Annotated in this window: 18 protein-coding genes; 1 reads left to right on the top strand and 17 read right to left on the bottom strand. The window is 75.7% G+C overall.

The features are described from left to right. Nucleotides 1-45 precede the first annotated feature (45 nt). The 7 genes from hemL to J2X49_RS05175 all read right to left on the bottom strand — a co-directional run bounded on the left by hemL (nucleotide 46) and on the right by J2X49_RS05175 (nucleotide 8,290). Complete coding sequence (gene hemL / locus J2X49_RS05205) at nucleotides 46-1,350, bottom strand: glutamate-1-semialdehyde 2,1-aminomutase (protein WP_310123364.1); 1,305 nt, start codon at nucleotides 1,348-1,350, stop codon at nucleotides 46-48. After that, on the bottom strand, nucleotides 1,347-2,327 hold the full coding sequence (gene hemB, locus J2X49_RS05200) for a porphobilinogen synthase (protein ID WP_310123360.1): 981 nt from the start codon (nucleotides 2,325-2,327) through the stop codon (nucleotides 1,347-1,349). The genes hemL and hemB overlap by 4 nt, the downstream gene beginning before the upstream one ends. Before the next feature lie 89 nt (nucleotides 2,328-2,416). After that, nucleotides 2,417-3,808: a tripartite tricarboxylate transporter permease gene (locus tag J2X49_RS05195; RefSeq protein WP_310123358.1), complete on the bottom strand. Its 1,392-nt coding sequence runs from the start codon at nucleotides 3,806-3,808 to the stop codon at nucleotides 2,417-2,419. Further along, complete coding sequence (locus J2X49_RS05190) at nucleotides 3,808-4,230, bottom strand: hypothetical protein (protein WP_310123356.1); 423 nt, start codon at nucleotides 4,228-4,230, stop codon at nucleotides 3,808-3,810. The genes J2X49_RS05195 and J2X49_RS05190 overlap by 1 nt, the downstream gene beginning before the upstream one ends. Further along, nucleotides 4,227-5,183 carry a hydroxymethylglutaryl-CoA lyase gene (locus J2X49_RS05185; protein ID WP_310123354.1) on the bottom strand — a complete coding sequence of 319 codons (957 nt, stop codon included), beginning with the start codon at nucleotides 5,181-5,183 and terminating at the stop codon, nucleotides 4,227-4,229. The genes J2X49_RS05190 and J2X49_RS05185 overlap by 4 nt, the downstream gene beginning before the upstream one ends. After that, on the bottom strand, nucleotides 5,180-6,445 hold the full coding sequence (locus J2X49_RS05180) for a hydroxymethylglutaryl-CoA reductase, degradative (protein ID WP_310123352.1): 1,266 nt from the start codon (nucleotides 6,443-6,445) through the stop codon (nucleotides 5,180-5,182). Before J2X49_RS05180 ends, J2X49_RS05185 begins: the two co-directional genes overlap by 4 nt. A gap of 87 nt (nucleotides 6,446-6,532) precedes the next feature. Continuing rightward, on the bottom strand, nucleotides 6,533-8,290 hold the full coding sequence (locus J2X49_RS05175) for a GAF domain-containing protein (RefSeq protein ID WP_310123348.1): 1,758 nt from the start codon (nucleotides 8,288-8,290) through the stop codon (nucleotides 6,533-6,535). 142 nt (nucleotides 8,291-8,432) lie between these two features. On the opposite strand from J2X49_RS05175, the gene J2X49_RS05170 reads away from it, so the two are divergent. Further along, complete coding sequence (locus J2X49_RS05170) at nucleotides 8,433-9,461, top strand: NAD(P)-dependent alcohol dehydrogenase (RefSeq protein ID WP_310123345.1); 1,029 nt, start codon at nucleotides 8,433-8,435, stop codon at nucleotides 9,459-9,461. Between the two features lie 37 nt (nucleotides 9,462-9,498). On the opposite strand, the gene J2X49_RS05165 is transcribed toward J2X49_RS05170, so the two are convergent. The 10 genes from J2X49_RS05165 to hemE all read right to left on the bottom strand — a co-directional run bounded on the left by J2X49_RS05165 (nucleotide 9,499) and on the right by hemE (nucleotide 20,151). After that, nucleotides 9,499-9,951 (bottom strand): hypothetical protein, encoded by a 453-nt coding sequence (locus tag J2X49_RS05165; protein WP_310123342.1) that lies wholly within the window; start codon nucleotides 9,949-9,951, stop codon nucleotides 9,499-9,501. Beyond that, complete coding sequence (locus J2X49_RS05160) at nucleotides 9,948-10,964, bottom strand: serine hydrolase domain-containing protein (RefSeq protein ID WP_310123341.1); 1,017 nt, start codon at nucleotides 10,962-10,964, stop codon at nucleotides 9,948-9,950. The genes J2X49_RS05165 and J2X49_RS05160 overlap by 4 nt, the downstream gene beginning before the upstream one ends. A gap of 21 nt (nucleotides 10,965-10,985) precedes the next feature. Then, the gene (locus tag J2X49_RS05155; RefSeq protein ID WP_310123338.1) at nucleotides 10,986-12,626 is read right to left on the bottom strand and encodes an ATP-binding cassette domain-containing protein; all 1,641 of its coding nucleotides are present in this window, start codon (nucleotides 12,624-12,626) and stop codon (nucleotides 10,986-10,988) included. A 227-nt stretch (nucleotides 12,627-12,853) separates the two neighbouring features. After that, nucleotides 12,854-13,342, bottom strand: a complete 489-nt coding sequence (locus J2X49_RS05150) for a YbaK/EbsC family protein (RefSeq protein ID WP_310123335.1) — start codon at nucleotides 13,340-13,342, stop codon at nucleotides 12,854-12,856. Between the two features lie 154 nt (nucleotides 13,343-13,496). Next, nucleotides 13,497-14,315: a uroporphyrinogen-III synthase gene (locus J2X49_RS05145; protein ID WP_310123333.1), complete on the bottom strand. Its 819-nt coding sequence runs from the start codon at nucleotides 14,313-14,315 to the stop codon at nucleotides 13,497-13,499. A gap of 92 nt (nucleotides 14,316-14,407) precedes the next feature. Then, complete coding sequence (gene hemC, locus J2X49_RS05140) at nucleotides 14,408-15,346, bottom strand: hydroxymethylbilane synthase (RefSeq protein ID WP_310123331.1); 939 nt, start codon at nucleotides 15,344-15,346, stop codon at nucleotides 14,408-14,410. Next, nucleotides 15,343-16,596, bottom strand: coding sequence for a ferrochelatase (locus J2X49_RS05135; RefSeq protein WP_310123973.1), 1,254 nt, complete (start codon nucleotides 16,594-16,596; stop codon nucleotides 15,343-15,345). Before J2X49_RS05135 ends, hemC begins: the two co-directional genes overlap by 4 nt. A gap of 56 nt (nucleotides 16,597-16,652) precedes the next feature. After that, nucleotides 16,653-17,372, bottom strand: a complete 720-nt coding sequence (hemQ, locus tag J2X49_RS05130) for a hydrogen peroxide-dependent heme synthase (RefSeq protein ID WP_146354698.1) — start codon at nucleotides 17,370-17,372, stop codon at nucleotides 16,653-16,655. Further along, entirely contained in the window at nucleotides 17,369-19,057 is a 1,689-nt protein-coding gene (gene hemG, locus J2X49_RS05125; RefSeq protein WP_310123326.1) for a protoporphyrinogen oxidase, read from the bottom strand. The genes hemQ and hemG overlap by 4 nt, the downstream gene beginning before the upstream one ends. Continuing rightward, on the bottom strand, nucleotides 19,054-20,151 hold the full coding sequence (gene hemE / locus J2X49_RS05120) for a uroporphyrinogen decarboxylase (protein ID WP_310123324.1): 1,098 nt from the start codon (nucleotides 20,149-20,151) through the stop codon (nucleotides 19,054-19,056). The genes hemG and hemE overlap by 4 nt, the downstream gene beginning before the upstream one ends. Nucleotides 20,152-20,194 lie beyond the last annotated feature (43 nt).

The raw sequence follows: 20,194 nt of genomic DNA, 5'->3' as shown, positions 1-20,194 counted from the left end.
CAACGGTAGTCCCGGCGGGCGCCGGAGGCTAGGTGCTTCGGGCCCTCAGGCGCCCTTGGCGGCTGCCGCCGCGCGGGCGGCCGCGGGCAGCGCCTCGACGATGCGGCCGAGCGGCTCGTCGCCGTGCGCCGCGGTCACGAACCACGCCTCGAAGACGCTCGGCGGCAGGCTCACGCCCGCGTCGAGCATCGCGTGGAAGAACGGCGGGTAGCGGAAGGCGTCCTGCGCGCGCACCTCGTCGAAGTCGCGCGGCGCGCCCTCGCGGAAGGCGACCGAGAAGAGGCTGCCGACGCGGGTGATCGCGTGGGCGACGCCCTCGGCCGTGAGCGCGTCGGCGAGCGCGCCCGTGATGACGTCGGCCGCCGCGTCGAGGCGGCGGTACACCTCGTCGGTCGCGAGCCGCAGCGTCGTGAGGCCCGCCGCGACCGCGACAGGGTTCCCCGACAGGGTGCCCGCCTGGTAGACGGGGCCGAGCGGCGCGAGCAGCTCCATGAGGTCGCGCCGGCCGCCGAGCGCCGCGAGCGGCATGCCGCCGCCGATCACCTTGCCGAAGGTGATGAGGTCGGGCGCCTCGTCGCCGACCCACTGCTCGAGGCCCCACATGCCTGCGCGGTGCACGCGGAAGCCGGTGAGCACCTCGTCGCTGATGAGCAGCGCGCCGTGCGCGTGCGCGGTGCGGGCGAGGAAGCCGTTGAAGTCGCCGTCGGGCGCGACGACGCCCATGTTGGCGGCGGCCGCCTCGACGATGATCGCGGCGATCTGGTCGCCGCGCTCGGCGAAGAGCCGCTCGATGGCCTCGCGGTCGTTGTACGGCACGACGACGGTCGTCGCGGCGACCGACGCGGGGATGCCGGCCGAGCCGGGCATGGCGAGCGTCGCGAGGCCGGAGCCGGCGGCCACGAGGAGGCCGTCGGAGTGGCCGTGGTAGTGGCCGTCGAACTTCACGAGCAGGTCGCGGCCGGTCGCGCCGCGGGCGAGGCGGATGGCCGTCATCGTCGCCTCGGTGCCGGTCGAGACGAGCCGCAGCCGCTCGACGGGGCCGACGCGGCGCTCGACCTCCTCGGCGAGCAGCGCCTCCGCGGGCGTCGAGGCGCCGAACGAGAGGCCGTGGGCGGCGGCGTCCTGCACGGCCTCCACCACCTCGGGGTGGGCGTGGCCGAGGATGGCCGGGCCCCAGCTCGCGACCAGGTCGACGAGGTCGCGACCCTCGGCATCCGTCACGTGGGCGCCGTGCGCCCGCACGAGGAAGGCGGGCGTGCCGCCGACGGAGCCGAAGGCGCGCACGGGGCTGTTGACGCCGCCCGGGATCGCGAGCTTGGCGCGCTCGAAGAGCTCGGCGTTGGTGCTCATCGCATGGCCCCCAGCCACTCGGCCTGCTCGATCGCCCAGTAGGTGAGCACCACGTCGGCGCCTGCGCGCACGATGCTCGTGAGGCTCTCGGCGATGAGGCGGTCGCGGTCGATCCAGCCGTTCGCGGCGGCCGCCTCGACCATCGCGTACTCGCCCGACACCTGGTAGGCCCACACGGGCACGTCGGATGCGGCGGCCACGTCGGCGAGCACGTCGAGGTAGAGGGAGGCCGGCTTCACCATCACGATGTCGGCGCCCTCGGCGAGGTCGAGCAGCGCCTCGCGGAGCCCCTCGCGGCGGTTCGCCGGATCCTGCTGGTAGGTCTTGCGGTCGCCCTGCAGGCTCGAGTCGACGGCCTCGCGGAAGGGGCCGTAGAGGGCGGAGGCGTACTTCGCGCTGTAGGCGAGGACGGCCGTCTGCTGGTGGCCGGCCGCGTCGAGCGCCGCGCGCACCCGCTCGACCTGGCCGTCCATCATGCCGCTGAGGCCGAGGATCTGGGAGCCGGCGGCAGCCTGGGCGACCGCCATGTCGGCGTAGCGCTCGAGCGTCGCGTCGTTGTCGACCGCGCCGTCGGCGGCGAGCACGCCGCAGTGGCCGTGGTCGGTGAACTCGTCGAGGCAGAGGTCGGTCTGCACGACCGTCGCGTCGCCGAACCGCTCGGCGAGGAAGCGCGTCGCGGCGTTGAGGATGCCGTCGGGGTCGGTCGCGCCCGAGCCCTCGGCGTCCTTGTGCTCGGGCACACCGAAGAGCATGACGCCGCCGACGCCGGCGGCGATCGCGCGCTCGACCTCGCGCGCGGCGGAGTCGAGCGTGTGCTGCACCTGGCCGGGCATCGACGAGATGGGCCTCGGCTCGCTCAGCCCTTCGGCGACGAACATCGGCAGCACCAGCTGCGCGGGGTGGATGCGAGTCTCGGCCACGAGGCGGCGCATGGGAGCGCTCTGCCGCAGCCTGCGGGGGCGGAGGGTGGGAGCCATGTCCCCCCAGGATACTCGCGACCGCCCACACGACGGGGCCGGCCCATCCGGACCGGCCCCGTCGGTGCGGCGCGCGCCGCGGGTGCGGCTCAGGCCGCGGGTGCGACGAGCGCCATGATCGCCGGCACCGTGAGCGCCGCGACGTAGTAGCCCATGAACTGCACGCCCGTGTGCATGTGGAACATGCGGTTGAGCAGGCCGCCGACGAGGCCGACCGTGAGCGCGACGAGCAGCGCCACGAGCCCGCCCTCGTAGAGGCAGATGACGACGATCAGCGCGGCGAACGCGCCGATGATCGCCTCGTGCGAGACGGTGCGCATGACCCACTTCGCCGCCCGGTGCGCCTGCGTCATGGCGAACGGGTAGCTGATGAGCACCGCGATGATGACCGCGAGCAGCCCGAACACCAGGAACTGCCACGGCTCGAGCAGGTTGTGCAGGTTGTTCGACGTGCCCGCCTCGGCGTCGATCGTGTAGACCGGCGGCGCGTTGAACAGCGGGTTGGCGGGCCCCGCCGCCATCGGCGACAGCGGCAGCCCGATCGCGATGAGCGGGATGAGCGTCTCGGCGATGTAGGTCGACTCGGTCGTGCCGTTGCGGATCGACATCGTCGACGTGAGGCGGTGGTAGCCGTTCTTGAAGCGGCTGCCGAAGAGCTCGCCCATCAGCACCGTCATCGCGACGGGCGAGAACACGAAGGTCGCGCTCGACACGGTCGCGGCCGCGCTCGTGTAGGCGAGCTGCTGGCGGTCGAGCACCTTGAACGGGTTGGGCATCCGGCCCTTCCACGTGCGGGTGTCCTTCGCCAGCTCGAACGTGCGCTGCTCGTCGCGGCCGATCAGCTTGCGCCCGAGCGGGCTCGAGGCGAGGAAGAGGTCGGCGATGAGCGGGCCGGTGGCGATGCCGAGGAAGAACGAGATCGACAGCCCGTGGCCGATCGTGCTCGTCGCGAACGCCTGCAGGCCGACCACGAGCAGCACGAAGGGCACGAGCGCGAAGAGCGCCGCCCAGCGGCCCTTCGAGGTGACGGCGATGAGGATCGCGGCCGCCAGGAACAGCCACGGCGCGACCGAGCTGATCGCGTCGGCGAAGGGCGTCAGGATCAGGGCGAAGAGCACCGCGAGCGGCACCGCGATGAGCGCCGCGATGACGCCGCCCGAGATGGCCTTCCGCAGCGCGATGTGCGGCACGCCGAGCTCGCGGAGCATCTGGGCGTCGCGCAGCAGCGGCGCCGCCATGGTGTCGCCAGGGATGCCGAGCAGGGTCGTCGGGATGGCGTGCGTGATGTGCTTCGAGGCGATCGCCGCCATGAAGAACGCGAAGACGCCGGCCGGCGGCACGCCGAGCAGGATGACGAGGAGCGTGATCGGGGCGATCGTCGCCGTCTCGTCGGTGCCCGAGACCAGGCCGAGCAGGCCGAAGACGACGGCGCCGATGAGCGCCATGCCGAGCGCCCAGAGGGTCGCGTCGAGCATCTCCATCAGCGCACCTCGGCCTTCGCGCGGTGCTTCGCGTGCTGGGCGCGGAGGTCCTCGTAGATGCCGAGCTCCTGCACCTCGCGGAGCACGGGCGCGGGCAGCTCGTCCGGGTCGCCGAGCGGGCCGTACTCCGCCTCGATGGCGTCCATGGCCGCCTCGCGCGAGCCCGCCTCGTCGGTCTGCTCGGTGAGGATGCGCTTCGGCGGGAAGGCGCGCGCCGACACGACGCCGGTGACCACGCACGCGGCGAGGCCGACGAGCAGCGAGTACGACTTCGCGAGGCCCGGCTCGATCGACGACTGGCCGAACAGCCACGCCGCGAGCAGGTAGGCGGGGGTCGCGAGACCCACGCCGATGAGGATGGAGTACAGCAGGTGACGACCGTCGACGGTGTCGCCCCAGACCTCCAGGTACGTGCGCTTCATCGCGCTTCCTTTCCGCCCGCGAGCGCCCGTGCGACGCGGGATGTCGTGGCGCGGCCGAGCTCGGCGCTCAGCCAGTCGCCGGTGCCGGCGATCGCCGACAGGTCCATGCCGTGCTCGATGCCGAGCCCGTCGAGCATCCAGAGGAGGTCCTCGGTGGCCAGGTTGCCGGTCGCCGACCTCGCGAACGGGCAGCCGCCGGTGCCGGCGACCGCCGAGTCGAAGATGCGCACGCCCGCCTCGAGCCCCGCGTACACGTTCGCGAGCGCCTGGCCGTAGGTGTCGTGCATGTGGAGGGCGAGCCGGTCCACCGGCACGCCCCGCGCCGCGTGCGCGGCGATGACGTCGGCGACCGCGCCGGGTGTGGCGACGCCGATCGTGTCGCCGAGGGAGACCTCGGCGACCCCCCACGCGAGCATCCGCTCCGAGAGCCGCGCCGACGCATCCGGCTCGACCGCGCCCTCCCACGGGTCGCCGAACACCATCGACACGTAGCCCCGCACGCGCATGCCTCGGTCGACGGCGGTGCGGACGACCTCCTCGGCGGCGGCCTCCGCGTCGGCCATCGACGCGCCGAGGTTGGCGCGCGAGAAGGTCTCGGTGGCGCTCAGGAACACCGCGACCTCGCGCGCGCCGGCGTCGATCGCGTCCTGCAGCCCGCGCGGGTTGGGGGTCAGCACCGGCAGCCGCGCGTCGAGGTCGCCGAGCGCCGCGAGCACCTCCGCCGAGCGCGCCATCTGCGGCACCCGGTCGGCGCGCACGAAGCTGCCGGCCTCGATGACGGATGCGCCGGCGGCGGCCAGGCGGCGGATGAGCTCGGCGCGCACGGCCGGCTCGAGCGCCGTCGGCTCGGCCTGCAGGCCGTCGCGCGGCCCGACCTCCCACACCGTCACGCGCTCGGGGAGCCCGGCGCGCGGGCGGCGCATCGGGAGCCCCAGCTCGAGCGCGCCGGTCACGGGCGCTCCCGCAGCGACGCGAGCTCGCGCTCGGCGACGTCGGCGCGCACGGCGCGCTGCTCGACGAGGCGCGCGGCGACGAGGTCGATCTCGTCGCCCTCCGCGCCGGCGGCGACGGCGACGTTGCGCGCATGCAGCGCCATGTGCCCCTGCTGGATGCCCTCGGCCGCGAGCGCGCGGACGGCCGCGACGTTCTGCGCGAGCCCGACGGCGCAGATGAGCTGCGCGAGCTGCTGCGCGGTCTCGACCTCGGTGAGCGCGACCGCGGCGCGGGCGGCGGGATGCGTCTTGGTCGCGCCGCCGACGAGGCCGACGGCGAGGGGCAGCTCGAGCGTCGCGACGAGGTCGCCCTGCGCGTCGCGCTCGAAGTGCGAGAGGGAGCCGTAGTGGCCGTCGCGCACGGCGTGCGAGTGGGCGCCCGCCTCCACGGCGCGCGTGTCGTTGCCGGTCGCGAGCACGACGGCCGAGATGCCGTTCATGATGCCCTTGTTGTGCGTCGCGGCGCGGTACGGGTCGTCCTCGGCGAGCTGCGCGCCCAGGATCATGTTGTCGACGATCTCGGGTCCGCCGAGCATGTCGGCGGGGATCACGGCGCGCGCCCGGCTCAGCCGCAGGTCGGCCTTGTTCGTGAGGATGCGCAGCAGCGGGCGGCCGCCCGCGAGCTCGGCGACGCGGCCCGAGATCGCCTCGGCCATCGTGTTCACGGCGTTCGCGCCCATCGCGTCGCGCACGTCGACGAGCAGGTGCGCCACGAGGTGCCGGCGGCCCTCGCGCTCGACGATCCGCACGACGAGGTCGCGCACGCCGCCGCCGAGCTCGACGAGCCGGGGGTCCTGCTCATCGGCGAGCGCCATGAGCGCCTCGCGCTGCTCGAGGATGCGCAGCCGGGCCCCGTGCGGGTCGGCGACGTCGACGACGTGGATCTGGGCCTGCATGATCGGCGCCGTGCTGGAGGTCGTGAAGCCGCCGCGCTCGCGCGCCATGCGGGCGATGTTGCTCGCTGCCGCCACGACCGACGGCTCCTCCGTCGCCATGGGCACGAGCACCTCGCGCCCGTCGACGACGAAGTTGGTCGCGACGCCGACCGGGATGCCGATCTGGCCGATGACGTGCTCGATCATGCGATCGGCGCGGGCCTCGTCGAGGCCGCCGTCGACGAGCGGGGCGAGCGGGTCGTCCGAGCCGAGCGCATCCGCGACGAGCGCTCGGCGCTCCTCGACCGTGTGATTGCGCAGCCCGCTGAGCCTGCTCGTCCGTGCCATCGTCGCCACCCTCCTGCACCGCACCCGTTGCGGCGGTAGCAGTCAAGCGCGGCCGCCGCCGCGCGACCATGGCCGGATGGGCCACATTCAGTCGGTCGGACGTGTCCGATCGAGACCCTGCAGTGCCATGTGCAGGCGCGCCGCGACCTCCACGCGGAACCGCCGCTCGGACGCGTCCCAGTCGTCGCCGAGGAGCGCCCGCAGGCGCGCCGACCGCTGCTTCACCGTGCTCAGGTGCACCCCGAGCCGGCGGGCGGCCGCGGCCGCCGACCCCTGGGACTCGAGCAGCGCCGCGAGCGTCGCGACCAGCTCGGTGCCGCGCCGCGCATCCCACGCGAGCACCGCGCCGAGCGCGCCGTCGACGAAGGCCCGAGCTCGCGCCCCGTCGTCGTCGAACACGGCCGCGTAGGGCTCGAAGGCGATGGCGGTCGTCGCGGCGTCGTCGACGCCGAGTCCCCGCAGCAGCCTCGCCGCCCTGCCGGCCGCGCGCATCCCCCGCCCCGCGTCGGCGAGCGAGGCGACGCCCTCGGTGACCACGATCGCCGCGATCGGGCCGAGCAGCGCGCGCACGCCGCGCGCGGCCTCGGTGGCATCGGGCTCGGGCAGCAGCACCGCGCAGCCCTCCGGGGCGAGCGCGACGAGCGCGCCGCGCGACTGCCGCAGCCGCGCGGCGGCGCGCGACCGGTCGGCGTCCGCGACGCGCACGGCGACGGCGCACCACGCCTCGTCGACCGGGATGCCGCGCTGCCTGGCACGCCGCACCGCGGCATCCGTGTCGGGGCTCTCGAGCAGGTCGAGCACGAGCTCGCCCCGCACCCGCTCCTCGGCGTCGGCGACGGCGTTGCGCTGCATCGTGACGAGCGCGAGGATCTGCGCGGAGCGCTCGAGCGTGCGCCGCTGGAGGTCGCTGAGCGGCCCCGCGCCGCCGACGAGCACCGCGCCGATCCGCTCGCCCGCCGCGACCACCGCGATCACGGCGCGCACCGGCCCGCCGTCGACCGCGCTCGAGCGGCCCGTGGCGGCGCTCTCGACGGCGGCGCGCGCGAGCGCCGGACGCGCGGTGGCCGCGACGAGCGCATCCGAGCCCCACAGCGGCGCGCCCTGCACGTCCTCCGCCCAGACCGGTCGGTCGAGGGCGGCCGCGAGCGCCGCGAGCACGTCCTCCGGCCCGCGGCCCCGCACGATGAGCTCGGTCAGCTCACCGTGGAGTCGCGACGCCGAGAGCGTCTCGGCTGCGAGCCGCTCGGCCCGCTCGCGCGCCGCCTCGGCCTCCTGGCGGCTCGCGGTGAGCGCCTCGAGCACCCCCGCGATGCGCAGCACGATCGCCGCGTGATCGGCGAAGGCGGTGAGCAGCGCCGCGTCCTCGTCGTCGAACTCGCGCGCGGCGCGGTTGGCGGCGAACAGCACGCCGAGCACGTCGCCGCCGCCGAGGAGCGGGGCGCCGAGGATGGCGTGGATGCCCTCGGCCCGCACGATCTCGTCGATCTGCTCGTCGCGGGGCAGCGCGCCGAGCTCCTCGTAGTCGGCCACCGACTGGGCGGAGCGGGTGCGCACGACGAGGCTCGCGACGCCCACCCCCGCCGGCACGCGCATCCCCAGGAACCTGCCCGACCGCGAGCCGCGCACGGCGCGCACGAAGAGCTCGTCGATCGCCGGGTCGTAGACCGAGAGGTAGGTGACCTCGGCGCCCAGCAGCTCGTGCACGCGGTCGACGATGCGCTGGAGCATCGCGGTGGCGTCCTGCACCTCGAGCAGGTCGCGAGTGGTGCTCGCGATCGTGGCGAGCTGCGCCTCGAGGCGCAGCCGCACGCGCTCGGCCTCGCCGGTGCGCGGCTCGACGTCCACTGCGCCCCCTCCGCCTCGTGACCCGGAGCGCCAGGCTATCGAGGCCAGGGAAGCCGCCTGTCGCGCCGTCGCGGTGCGTGCCTAGGCTGGAGGGGCGAGGCATCGGCGGTCGCGCCGGCCTCCCGAACCAGAGGAGCGCACCATGCAGGCAGTCCAGTACACCGCGTTCGGCGAGCGGCCCCAGCTCGTCGAGGTCGAGAAGCCGACTCCCGGGCCGGGCGAGGTGCTGCTGCGCATCACGGCGTCGGGGCTGTGCCACTCCGACGAGGTCGTCATGTCGTTCCCCGAGGACGTCTACCCCTACCCGATGCCGATGACGCTCGGGCACGAGCCGGCCGGCGTCGTCGAGGCGCTCGGCGAGGGCGCGACCGGCGTCGAGGTCGGCGACAGCGTGATCGTCTACGGCTGCTGGGGCTGCGGCGTGTGCGCCATGTGCGCAGACGGGCGCGAGCAGCTGTGCCTGCGCGGCATGGTCTCCCCCGGCCTCGGCCGCGACGGCGCCATGGCCGAGTACATGCTCGTCGACACCGCCCGGCACCTCGTGCCGATCGGCGACCTCGACCCGGTGCGCGCGGCGTCGCTGACGGATGCGGCGCTCACGCCGTACGAGGCGATCAAGAAGGTGCTGCCCCACCTCACGGGCGGCTCGACCGCCGTCGTCATCGGCGCCGGCGGCCTCGGCCACGTCGCCATCCAGCTGCTGCGCACGCTCACCTCCGCGAAGGTGATCGCGCTCGACGTGGGCGAGGAGAAGCTCGCCTTCGCCCGCGAGATGGGCGCGCACGAGACGCTCGAGTCGAACGCGGAGGCGGCCGCGCGCATCAAGGAGCTCACGGGCGGCGTCGGTGCCGACGTGGTCTTCGACTTCGTCGGCATCGACGCGACGGGCGCGACCGCGGTCGGCGCGGTGAAGGTCGCGGGCGCGGTGGTCGTCGTCGGCGCCGGCGGCGGCACCGCGAAGGTCGGGCTGCTCGCCGCGCCCTACGACGTCGAGGTGCGCACGTCGCTCTGGGGCACGCGCACGTCGCTCCTCGAGCTCGTCGAGATGGCGCACCGCGGCGAGATCCAGATCGAGACGAGGTCGTACCCGCTCGCCGACGCGCTGCAGGCGTACGCCGACCTGCACGACGGCAAGGTGCGCGGCCGCGCTGTGGTCGTGCCCGGCAGCTGACCGAGCAGCGGCACCTGCGGGGCTCGGCCGAGCGCGCTCAGCCGAGCGCGACGACCTCCACCTCGGCGTCGCCGGTGCGGTACCGCACCGGCATGCCGGGGTGCGCGAGCGCGAACCAGAACGTGCTCGTGCCCGCGTCGCCGCGCACCTCGTAGCGCAGGCACTCGAGCTCGCCGACCGCGAGGCGGATGCGCTCGGTCGCGACCGACGTCGCGTCCTCCGGGAACGCGGCGTGGCCCTGCAGCTCGCGCCACGTCGCGCGGCGGCGCCGCACCTGCCCCGTCGGCCGGCCCGACGCATCCGTCGTCACCGTCGTGCACGTGCAGCCGTCGGCATCGCCCTCCTCGAAGCCCGACCGGTGGAAGGCGACCTCGCCGGCGCGCTCGGTGCGCGAGAGCACCCAGCGGCCGTCGGGGCAGCCGGCGCGGATCTCGGCGGCGGTGAACGGCGTCGGCGCGAGGCCGGGCCCGAGCACGTGCGGGTCGCTCATGCCCGCAGCTCGGCGTCGACGGCCTTCGCGAGCGCGCCGATCACCGGCCACGCGCCCTCGGAGCTGTTGCCGAGCACGCTGACCGTCGTGCGCGCCGCGATCAGGTGGGTCGAGCGGAACGAGGCGCCCGCGTCGTAGCCCTCGAGCACGAGGGCCGGATGCGTCGCGTGCAGCCAGAGGCCCATCCCGGAGCGCAGTCCCTCGTCGGGCACGTCGTGGCGCGGCCGCATCATCGCGTCGACCGTCGCGCGCGAGACGATGCGCCCGTCGAGCAGCGCGAGCCAGAAGCGGTGCAGGTCGGCGGCGGTCGTGAGCGCGCCGCCGTCGCCGTTGCCGAGCACCGGCAGGTGCAGCGTGTTGACGAGGTCGCCCTCGTCGTCGAGGTAGCCGAGCGCCGCGTCGGCGGGGAGCGCGTTGAGCGGCAGGAAGCCGGTCGAGGCGAGCCCGGCCGGCTCGAGCACGAGGCGGCGCACCGCCTGGTGGTAGGTCTCGCCGGTCGCCCGCTCGAGCAGCACGGCGAGCACCATGTAGCCGCCGTTGCAGTACGCGAACCGCTCCCCCGGCGCGAACGCCTGCGGGTGCCCGTCGAGCACCGGCAGGAACGCCTCCGCGGTCGTCAGCCGGTGCACGGGCACGCTCAGCACGAAATCCGAGACCTCCCACTCGGCCTCCTCGTCGAGGTAGTCGCCGATGCCGGAGGTGTGGGTGAGCAGGTGCTCGATCGTGACGGCGGCGTCGACGAGCGGCAGTTCGTCGCCGAGCAGCGCGCGCACCGGCTGGTCGAGCCGCAGCGCCCCCTGCTCGACGAGCCGCAGCACCGCGAGGGCGGTGAACGTCTTGCTGCCGCTCGCGATCGCGATGCGCGCCTCGGGGATCATCGGCACGCCGTGCGCCCGGTGCAGGAAGCCCTCGCAGCGCTCGAGCGTGCGCCGCTCGCCCTCGTCGATCGTCACGACGCCGGTGAACGCGCGCTTGGCGACGGCCTCGTCGAGCGCCTGCCGATCGACGTGCATGGCTGCCTCCGCGGGTGCTGGTCACCTGGATGCTACGCCGCGATCGTCGAGCCTGCGCCCCTCGATCCTCCACTCGCGCGCGATGCCGAGACGGTCGACGAACGCGGCGTCGTGGCTCACCACCACGAGCGCTCCCTCGTAGGCCGCGAGCGCCTCCACGAGCCGGTCGACGCTGTCGAGGTCGAGCGAGTTCGTCGGCTCGTCGAGCAGCAGCAGCTGCGGCGCCGGGTCGGCGAGCAGCAGCCGTGCGAGCGCGAGCCGGAACCGCTCCCCGCCCGAGAGCTCGCGCACCCGCTGCTCGCCGCGGTCGCCGCGGAACAGGAAGCGCGCGAGCTGCGCCCGCACCTCGAGCGGCGACCGGGTCGGCGCCGTCTCGCGCACGGCGTCGACGAGCGTCGCGTCCTCGTCCGGGAAGCGGATGCGCTGCGGCAGCATCGCGGTCTCGCGGATGCGGTGGGTCACCTCGGCGACGGGCGCGGGCCGGCCGTCGGCCCGGGAGGCCGCCGTGCCGGCGATCGCGTCGAGCAGCGTCGTCTTGCCCGCCCCGTTGGCGCCCGTGAGGGCGATGCGCTCGGGCCCGCGCACCGCGACCGCCTCGCCGCCGGGCAGCCGCAGCGCGAGCACGTCCCGCCCCGCGGGCACGCGCGTGCCGGGCAGCGCGATGCGGATGGTGCGGTCGTCGCGCACGCGCGCCTCGGCCGCCTCGAGCGCCGAGGCGGCGGTCGACTCGCGCCCCTCGTGCAGCGCCTTCGAGCGCGCGGTCGTGCGCTCGGCCTTCCGCTGCAGGCCGCCGGCGACGATCTTCGGCATGCCGCCGCCGAGGAACGCGCGCCGCCCCGCGGCCTGTGACCGCGAGCGCCGCTCGGCCGCATCGATGCGCTCGCGCCGCTCGCGGCGCAGCAGCTGCTCGGCGTCGCGCACGTCCTGCGCGGCCGCCGCCTGCTCCGCCTCGAGCGCCGCCCGGTAGGCCGAGTGCGGCCCGTCGAATGTGCGCAGCGACGAGCCGGCGCCGGGCCCGGGGGCGTGCAGCTCGGCGATGCGGTCGACCCGCTCGAGCAGCGCGACGTCGTGGCTGACGACCACGAGCGAGCCGCGCCACGCGCCGACCGCGTCGTGGAGCCGCGCGCGGGCATCGGCGTCGAGGTTGTTGGTCGGCTCGTCGAGCAGCGCGATGTCGGCGCGCTGCAGCCGGATCGCGGCGAGCCCGACGAGCACCGCCTCGCCGCCCGAGAGCGTCGCGATCGGGCGGCGCAGCAGGTCGGCGTCGCCGGCGAGGCCGAGGGCGGCGAGCTCCGCGAGCGCCTCCGCCTCGACGCCCCAGCGGTCGCCGACCTCGTCGAAGCGGTGCGGGGCGACGTCGCCCGACTCGATGGCCGCGATCGCGTCGAGCACGCCCGCGATGCCGAGCGCATCCGCCACCGTGCCGGCCCCGAGGGCCAGCTGCTGCGGCAGCGCGGCGACCGTGCCGTGCACGACGATGTCGCCTGCGGCGGGCGCGAGCGAGCCGGCGATGAGGCGCAGCAGCGTGGACTTGCCGGCGCCGTTCATGCCGACGAGGCCGGTGCGCCCGTGGCCGAGCGCGCCGGAGACGCCGTCGAGCACGGGCGTGCCGTCGGGCCACTGGAACGAGACGCGCGAGAGCGCGATGACAGGGTGTGCCAAGAGGGATCCTCCGAGAGCGGGGAGCGCTGACGGATGGGTCGACGATGCGTGGTCGTCGGGTCAGCGCCGGGTCGCGGCTCCGTGGATCTCGGTCATCGTGGCTCCTGGGGGTGCGGAGGGCGTCGGCGCTGACACCGCCGACGACTGCTCGAGCGACGGTACACGCCCGGCGCGGTGCGCGCCAGCGCCGTCGGCGACCCGTGCCCTCGCGGCTGCGGGCGGATGCGTCAGCGCGGCGCCTCGGGGTCGGTCACGTCGGCGACCTGCGCGCCCAGGTGCGCGACGAGCGCGTCGCCGTCGACCGTCGCCGCGACCCCGTGGTCGCCGCCGCCGATGGAGACGCGGTGGCCGAGCACGCGCTCGTCGGCGACGACGGGCAGCGGCCGCGGCGTGCCGAACGGGGTGATCGTGCCGCGGCGGAACCCCGTCACCGCGAACGCCGCGTCGGCGTCGGGCATCGACAGCCGGCTGACGCCGAGCAGCTCGCGCAGCTTCGGCCACGCGATCGTGCGGTCGCCGGGCACGAGCACGAGCAGGTGGTCGCCCTCGCCGCGGCGCACGACCATCGTCTTGATGACCTCGGCGGGGCTCACGCCGCGAGCCTCGGCGGCCTCGGCGAGCGATCCGACGCGCCCGTGCCGGGTGATCTCGTGCTCGAGGCCGGAGGCGGCGAGCGCCTCGAGGGCGGGGTTCGTGTCGCGGGCGTGCTCGCTCATGCGCCCACGCTACGCCGCGCGCGACCCGTTCCACCCTCGAGGACCCGTTCCACCCGGGAGGACCCGGTGCACCGGGTCCCGTTCGGTCGAAGGGGTCCCTCTACGGGGGGGATCGGAGCGCTTGCGGGGGGATCGGTGCGGGGCGGCGCCGAGCTCAGCGGCCCGCGGCCGCCACGAGCGCCGCGACGAGCTCCTGCGCGTTCGGCCGCTGCGCGATGCCCGCGACCCGCAGGCCGTGCTTGCGGCAGTCCTCGGCCGTCTGGTCGCCGATCGCGATGATGCGCGTGTCGCCCGCGAGCCCGAGCCGCGCGACCTGCTTCGCGACCGAGCCCGAGGTGACGAGCACCGCGTCGATCGGCGTCTCGGCCGGTTCGACGGCGGTCAGCACGGCATCGGCGCCGTCCTCCCCCGCCGCCTGCAGCTCCTCCTGCTGCCGCGTCGCATCCGCGCCGACGACCGGGATCGCGCCCGTCTGCGTCGAGACCGCCTCGGCGAGCGCGTCGCCCGACTCGAACACCGGCACCGTGCGGTACGCGACGACCTCGGTCACCTGCATGCCGTGGCGCCGCAGCCCGTCGGCGATCGTCGGCCGCGCGTCGAGCGCGTGCGGCCAGAGCACCCGGCCCTCGCGGATGGGCCACTCGTCGACGAGCCCGGCCGCCGACTGCTTCGTGGGGATGAACGCGACCGGCACGCCGCGCTCCCGCAGCGATGCGGCCGTCACCGCGCCGACCGCGGCGACGTGCACCGAGACCGGCACGCGCGGCAGCACCCGCACGGTCGACTGGCTCGTGACGACGAGCCAGTCGAAGCGGCCCTCGGCGAGCTGCGCGAGGATGCGCTGCAGGTGCTCCTGGTCCTCGGCCGGCTCGATCGTGACGAGCGGCAGGATCAGCGGCTCGAAGCCCGCTTCGGTGACGAGCCGGGCGACCTCGTCGCCCCAGCTGCCGCCACGGGGGATCAGGACGCGCATGGCTTCCTCCCTGGGTCGGTGCCGAGCAGTCTCGCAGAGGCGGCGGATGCGGCGCGCCCGACCACCCGCGCGCCGCCCGATCCGCCGGAGCCTCAGCCCTCGGTGCGCGCCTCGTGCACGAGGTCGGCGGCGCCGGCCTCGAGCAGCTCGGCGACCGCCCGCTCGGCCACGTCGCGCGCGCCCTCCGCGAGGTCGGCGGGCGACGTGGAGTCGAGCGTGAAGGCGTGGGATGCGCCGAGGCGGCGGGAGCCGTCGGTCGCGTACGCGATCGCGGTGAGGAAGAGCATCCCGTCGGCGACCTCGGCGTGCGCGGCCACCGGTGCCGCGCATCCGGCCTCGAGGCCCGCCAGCACGCGCCGCTCGGCGTCGGCCGCGGCCCGGGTGGGGCCGTGGTCGGTCTTCGCGACCGCGGCGCGGCTCGCGCCGTCGCCGTCGCGGATCTCGACGGCGAGCGCGCCCTGCGCGGGCGCGGTCGGGAAGTCGACGAGGTCGAGCAGCTCGGTCGCGCTGCCGTCGAGCCCGAGGCGCTTGAGGCCCGCGAGCGCGAGCACGACCGCGTCGAGGTCGGCATCGTCGCCCTGCGCCCGCGCGAGGCGCGTGGGCACGTTGCCGCGGATGTCGACGACCTCGATGTCCGGCCGCGCGAGGCGCAGCTGCGCCGCGCGCCGCGGCGACCCGGTGCCGACCTTCGCGCCCTCGGGGAGCCCGGCGAGCGTGAGCCCGTCGCGGGCGCACAGCGCGTCGCGGGGATCCTCGCGCTTCGCGACCGCGGCGAGCTCGATGCCGGCGGCGGGCGCCGTGGGGAGGTCCTTCATCGAGTGCACCGCGACGTCGACGCGGCCCTCGAGCAGGGCATCCCGCAGCGCCGAGACGAACACGCCCGTGCCGCCCAGCTGCGACAGCGAGGTGCGGTCGACGTCGCCCTTCGTCGTGATCTCGACGATCTCGACGTCGCCCGCGAAGCGCGCGGCGAGCGCCTTCGTCTGCGCCATCGCGAGCGCCGAGCCGCGCGTGCCGACGCGCAGCGTCACGGCTGCAGCCCGGCGATCGCGGGCCGGAAGCCGAGCCGCGGGTTCTCGCAGCAGCCCGGCCGGCACACGTCGTACCAGGTGTGGATCGAGGTGACCGCCTTGCGCTCGGCGACCGGCCGGCCCTCGAGCCGCTCCTGCACGAGGTCGACGAGCGCGCCCACGTACTGCGGGTCGACGCCCGGCGTCGGCGCGCGTCGCACCCACAGGCCCCGCTCGGTGGCCGTCTCGATGGCCTCCTCGTCGAGGTCCCACATGACCTCCATGTGGTCGCTCACGAAGCCGAGCGGCACGATCACGACCGCCTTGCGGCCGCCGTCGCCCACCGGGAGCTCGTCGATCGCGTCGTTGATGTCGGGCTCGAGCCACGGCTGCGAGGCGGGTCCGGAGCGCGACTGGTAGACGAGCTGCCAGGCGACGCCCGGCGCCGCCTCGCCCATGACCCACTCCGCGGCGGCGAGGTGCTGCGCTTCGTAGCCGCCGCCCGGACCCCACTCGTGCAGGTCGGGCGCGCCCGAGCGCTCCGCGTCGGCGGTGGGGATGCTGTGGGTCGCGAAGAGCACCTCGACGTCGCCGTCGGCGAAGCCCGCCTCGCGCGCCTCGGCGACCGTCGCGCGCACGCCGTCGACGAACGGCGCGAGGAAGCCCGGGTGGTTGAAGAACTGGCGCACCTTGTCGATCTGCATCGACGCCTGCAGCCCGGTCGCCTCAAGCGCGTCGGCCCAGTCCTCGCGGTACTGCCGGCACGACGAGTAGGAGGAGTAGGCCGAGGTGGGGATGGCCAGCAGCCGCGTCGCGCCCGCATCGGCGGCCTGCTGCAGCGCCTCGTCGAGGTACGGCGCCCAGTTGCGGTTGCCCCAGTAGACGGGCAGGTCGACGCCGGCCTCGGCGAGCGCGCCCTCGAGCGCGGCCTTCAGGTCGCGGTTCTGCTGGTTGATGGGGCTGACGCCGCCGAAGTGCCGGTAGTGGGTCGCCACCTCCTCGAGCCGCTCGTCGGGGATGCCGCGGCCGCGGGTGACGTTGCGCAGGAACGGCAGCACGTCGTCCTGCCCCTCCGGCCCGCCGAAGCCCGACAGCAGGATGCCGTCGTACGCGACCGGCTCCTCCACGTGCTCGGGGCCCAGCTGGGCGGCCGGCGTCGCGCTCGCGACGGCCGCGCCCTGCTCCAGGTGCACGGCCGTCGCCGCCGGCGCCTTGGTCTCGCGCCGGGCCGCCTGCTGCTCCGCCTGCTGCTGCTCGGGCTGCTGCTGCATCCCGCCGCAGCACCCGCCGCCGCAGCATCCGCCCTGGGGCGCATCCGTCATCTCGCTCATGCGAGCACCTCCTCGATCTCGTCGACCGCGATCCTGCGGCCCGTGAAGAACGGCACCTCGTCGCGCACGTGCAGCCGCGCCTCGACGGCGCGCAGCTCGCGCATCATGTCGACGAGCTCGACGAGCTCGTCGGACTCGAGCGGCAGGATCCACTCGTAGTCGCCCAGCGCGAACGCCGAGACGGTGTTCGCGAGCACGCCGCGGTAGGCGGCGCCCGCGCGGCCGTGCTCGGCGAGCATGCGGCTGCGGTCCTCGGCCGGCAGCAGGTACCAGTCGTAGGAGCGGTTGAACGGGTAGACGGTCACCCAGCGCTTGGGCGCGATCCCGCGCATGAACCCGGGCACGTGCTGCTTGTTGAACTCGGCGTCGCGGTGCACGCCCATGGCGCTCCACACCAGCGTCGTGCCGGCGAGCTCGCGCGAGCGGCGCACGCGGCGCATCGCCGCCTGCAGCGCCTCGGGGCGCGTGCCGGCGGTGCCGTGCAGCCAGACCATGATGTCGGCGTCGGCGCGCATGCCGGAGACGTCGTAGATGCCGCGAGCGATGATGCCCTCGGCCTCGAGCGCGGCGAGCTCCTTCTCGAGCGGCGCGCGGCCGCCGTTCGCGGCCGGGCCGCCGCGGCGGTGCACGCTCCAGATGGTGAAGCCGTCGTCCTGCGCCTCGGCCTGCCCGTGCTCGTCGGGCTGCTCGTGGTGGGCGTGCTCGTGCTCGCTCATGCCTCTCCTCGGTCGTGTGCGGTCGCGGTGTCGTCGGCCGCGGCGCCGGGGGCGCCCGCGGTGTCGTTCGGGGCGGATGCGCCGGCGGATGCCCGCGCGTCGTCGCCGTCGGGCGCGGGGCCGGCGGCCCCCTCCTCGGGGGCGACGTCGTCGGTCCAGGGCCTCCCCGGCTCGACGAAGCGCTCCCGCCGGATGCCGAGCGCGGCGGCGCGGGCGTCGGGCACGACCTGCGCGAGGCCCGTGCCGGCGACGGCGGCGCCGACGACGAGCAGCTGCTCGTGCGCGGCCGCGGCGGCGCGGATCGCCCGCTGGCGGGCGGCCGCACCGACGACGCTCGCCGGCTGGCCCTGCTGCCAGCGCACGCGCGCGGCGGCGACGGGCTCGGGCAGTTCGCGGCCGAGGATCGCGCGCGCGTCGGCGAGCGCGAGCGCGACGGCCGCCGCGTCGTCGAGGCCCTCGGTCGCGGGCGGGGTGCGGCCGGAGCCGTAGCTGAGGCGCACGACCTCGCGGCCGCCGGCGGCCTCGCGCAGCCACGGCCACTTGGCGCTCGAGTGGGTCATCGCCTTCGCCCGCACCGCGGGCGCGTCGCCGGCGACGAGCACGCCCGTGCCGCGCGGGTCGCCCTCGATCGCGCCGGCGGGCAGCACGAGCGTGACGAGCTCGACGGTCACGCCGCCCGCGTCGGCGGCGAGCCCGGCGAAGCCGTCGACGCCGGCGAGCACGCGCAGCGCCTCGGCCTCGGGGAGCGCGACGACCAGCGACGACGCGTCGAAGCCGCCCGCATCCGTCTGCACGGTCCAGCCGGTGCCGGTCGGCTCGGCGGCGAGCACGCGCACGCCCGTGCGCAGCTCGGCGCGGTGCTCGCGCGCCCGCTCGGCGAGCGCTGCGGTGAGGCGGTGGATGCCGCCGCGGATGCCCTGCATGGCGCTGCCCGGACGGCTCGCGTTGCTCGGGGCGGCGTCGCCGCGCGCGACCGCGGCGGCGCGCTCCTCGAGCACGACCGCCACGGCGCCCGAGAGCGATCCGGCCTGCGTGAGCGCGTTGTTGAGGCCCGGCGCCACCGTCGCGACGTCGAGCAGGTCGGGATCGGCCGAGTAGACGCCGCCGGCGAGCGGGCCGACCAGCCGGTCGAGGGCCTTCCTCCCCATGCGGCGGCGCACGAGCGGGCCGAGCGCGTCGTCCTTGCCGATGCGCAGCACCGGCATGAGGCGGTCGAGGTAGGCGCGCACGGCGCCGCCCCAGCCGAGCACGTCGATGACGTCGCGCGCGAGCGGCGACGAGGGGATGCCGAGCAGCGTGTGCTTCGGCAGCGGCACGGCGCGGTCGGCGAGCTGCAGCCAGGCGCCGGCCGGGTTGGGGCTCACGATGTCGTCGCCGAGGCCCAGCTCGCGCGCGAGCTCGGCGACCGCGCCGCCGCGGGTCGCGAACGACTCCGCGCCCGCGTCGAGCGCGAGGCCGTCGACCTCGATCGGGCTCGCGACGCCGCCGAGGCGGTCGGAGGCCTCGAGCACGAGCACCCGGTAGCCGCGGGCGGCCAGCTCGTGCGCGACCGTGAGGCCCGCGACGCCCGCGCCGGCCACGATCGTGTCCCAGCGCTCCGCGCCCGCGCCGCCGGGCGCATCCGCACCACCGGCGGGCGCGTCGCCGGCCTCGGGGCCGGGCTCAGCCCCGGTCACGTCGGTCACCGCGCATGCACCGCCTGCACGATGCGGGTCAGCACCGCGGGGTCGGCCGTCGGCGGCACGCCGTGGCCGAGGTTGAACACGTGCGCGCGGGCGACGGAGCCGGCGATGAGCACGTGGTCGATCGCGGCCTCGACGATCTCCCACGGAGCGCCGAGCACCGCCGGGTCGAGGTTGCCCTGCACGGTCACGTCGGCGTCGATGCGCTCGAGCGCCTGGTCGAGCGGCACGCGCCAGTCGACGCCGATGCAGTCGACGTCGAGGTCCATCGCGCCGTAGAGCTCGCCCGCCCCGACGCCGAAGTGCACGAGCGGCACACGGCGGCCGGATGCGTCGGTCACGTGGCGCACGGCGTCGAGCGCGAGGCGCGAGGCGGGTGCGACGTGCTCGCGGTACTGCTCGAGCGGCAGCGAGCCCGCCCAGGAGTCGAACAGCTGCGCGGCGCTCGCGCCCTCCTCGACCTGCGCGCGCAGGAAGCGGCCCGTGACGTCGGCCGCCCAGCGGGTCAGGGCGTCCCACGCGTCGGGGTGGGAGCGCATGAGGGTGCGCGCCTCGAGGTGGTCCTTCGACGGGCGGCCGGCGACGAGGTAGGCGGCGAGCGTGAAGGGCGCGCCCGCGAAGCCGATGAGCGGGGTCGTGCCGTCGCCGATCTCGGCGAGCCCCGCGATCGTCTGGCGCACGCCCTCGCGGATCGGCTCGAGCGCCTCGTCGAGGCGGGCCGGGTCGAGCGCGACGAGGCGCTCGACGTCGGCGGGGGTGCGCACGGGCTCGGCGACGACCGGACCGACGCCGGGCTCGATCGTCACGTCGACGCCGACGAGGCGCAGCGGCACCATGATGTCGCTGAAGAAGATGGCCGCGTCGACGCCGTGGCGGCGCACCGGCTGCAGCGTGATCTCGCTCGCGAGGACCGGGTCGAGGCACGTGTCGAGCATGTCGCGGCCCTGGCGCAGCGACCGGTACTCGGGCAGCGAGCGCCCCGCCTGCCGCATGAACCACACGGGCGTGACCTCCGGGCGGTCGCCGCGGTAGGCGCGCACCAGGCCGGAGGCTCCGGTGCGGGTGTTGAGCGGGTGGGTCTCGGGCAGCGCAGGCATCGCATCCATTGTCCCACCTCTGCGCTGGGGGCGCTCGCCCGCC

Origin of the sequence: Agrococcus sp. BE272 (assembly GCF_031457935.1) — a bacterium.
GTDB lineage: Bacteria > Actinomycetota > Actinomycetes > Actinomycetales > Microbacteriaceae > Agrococcus > Agrococcus sediminis.
This window is presented reverse-complemented; position numbering and strand designations above follow the sequence as displayed.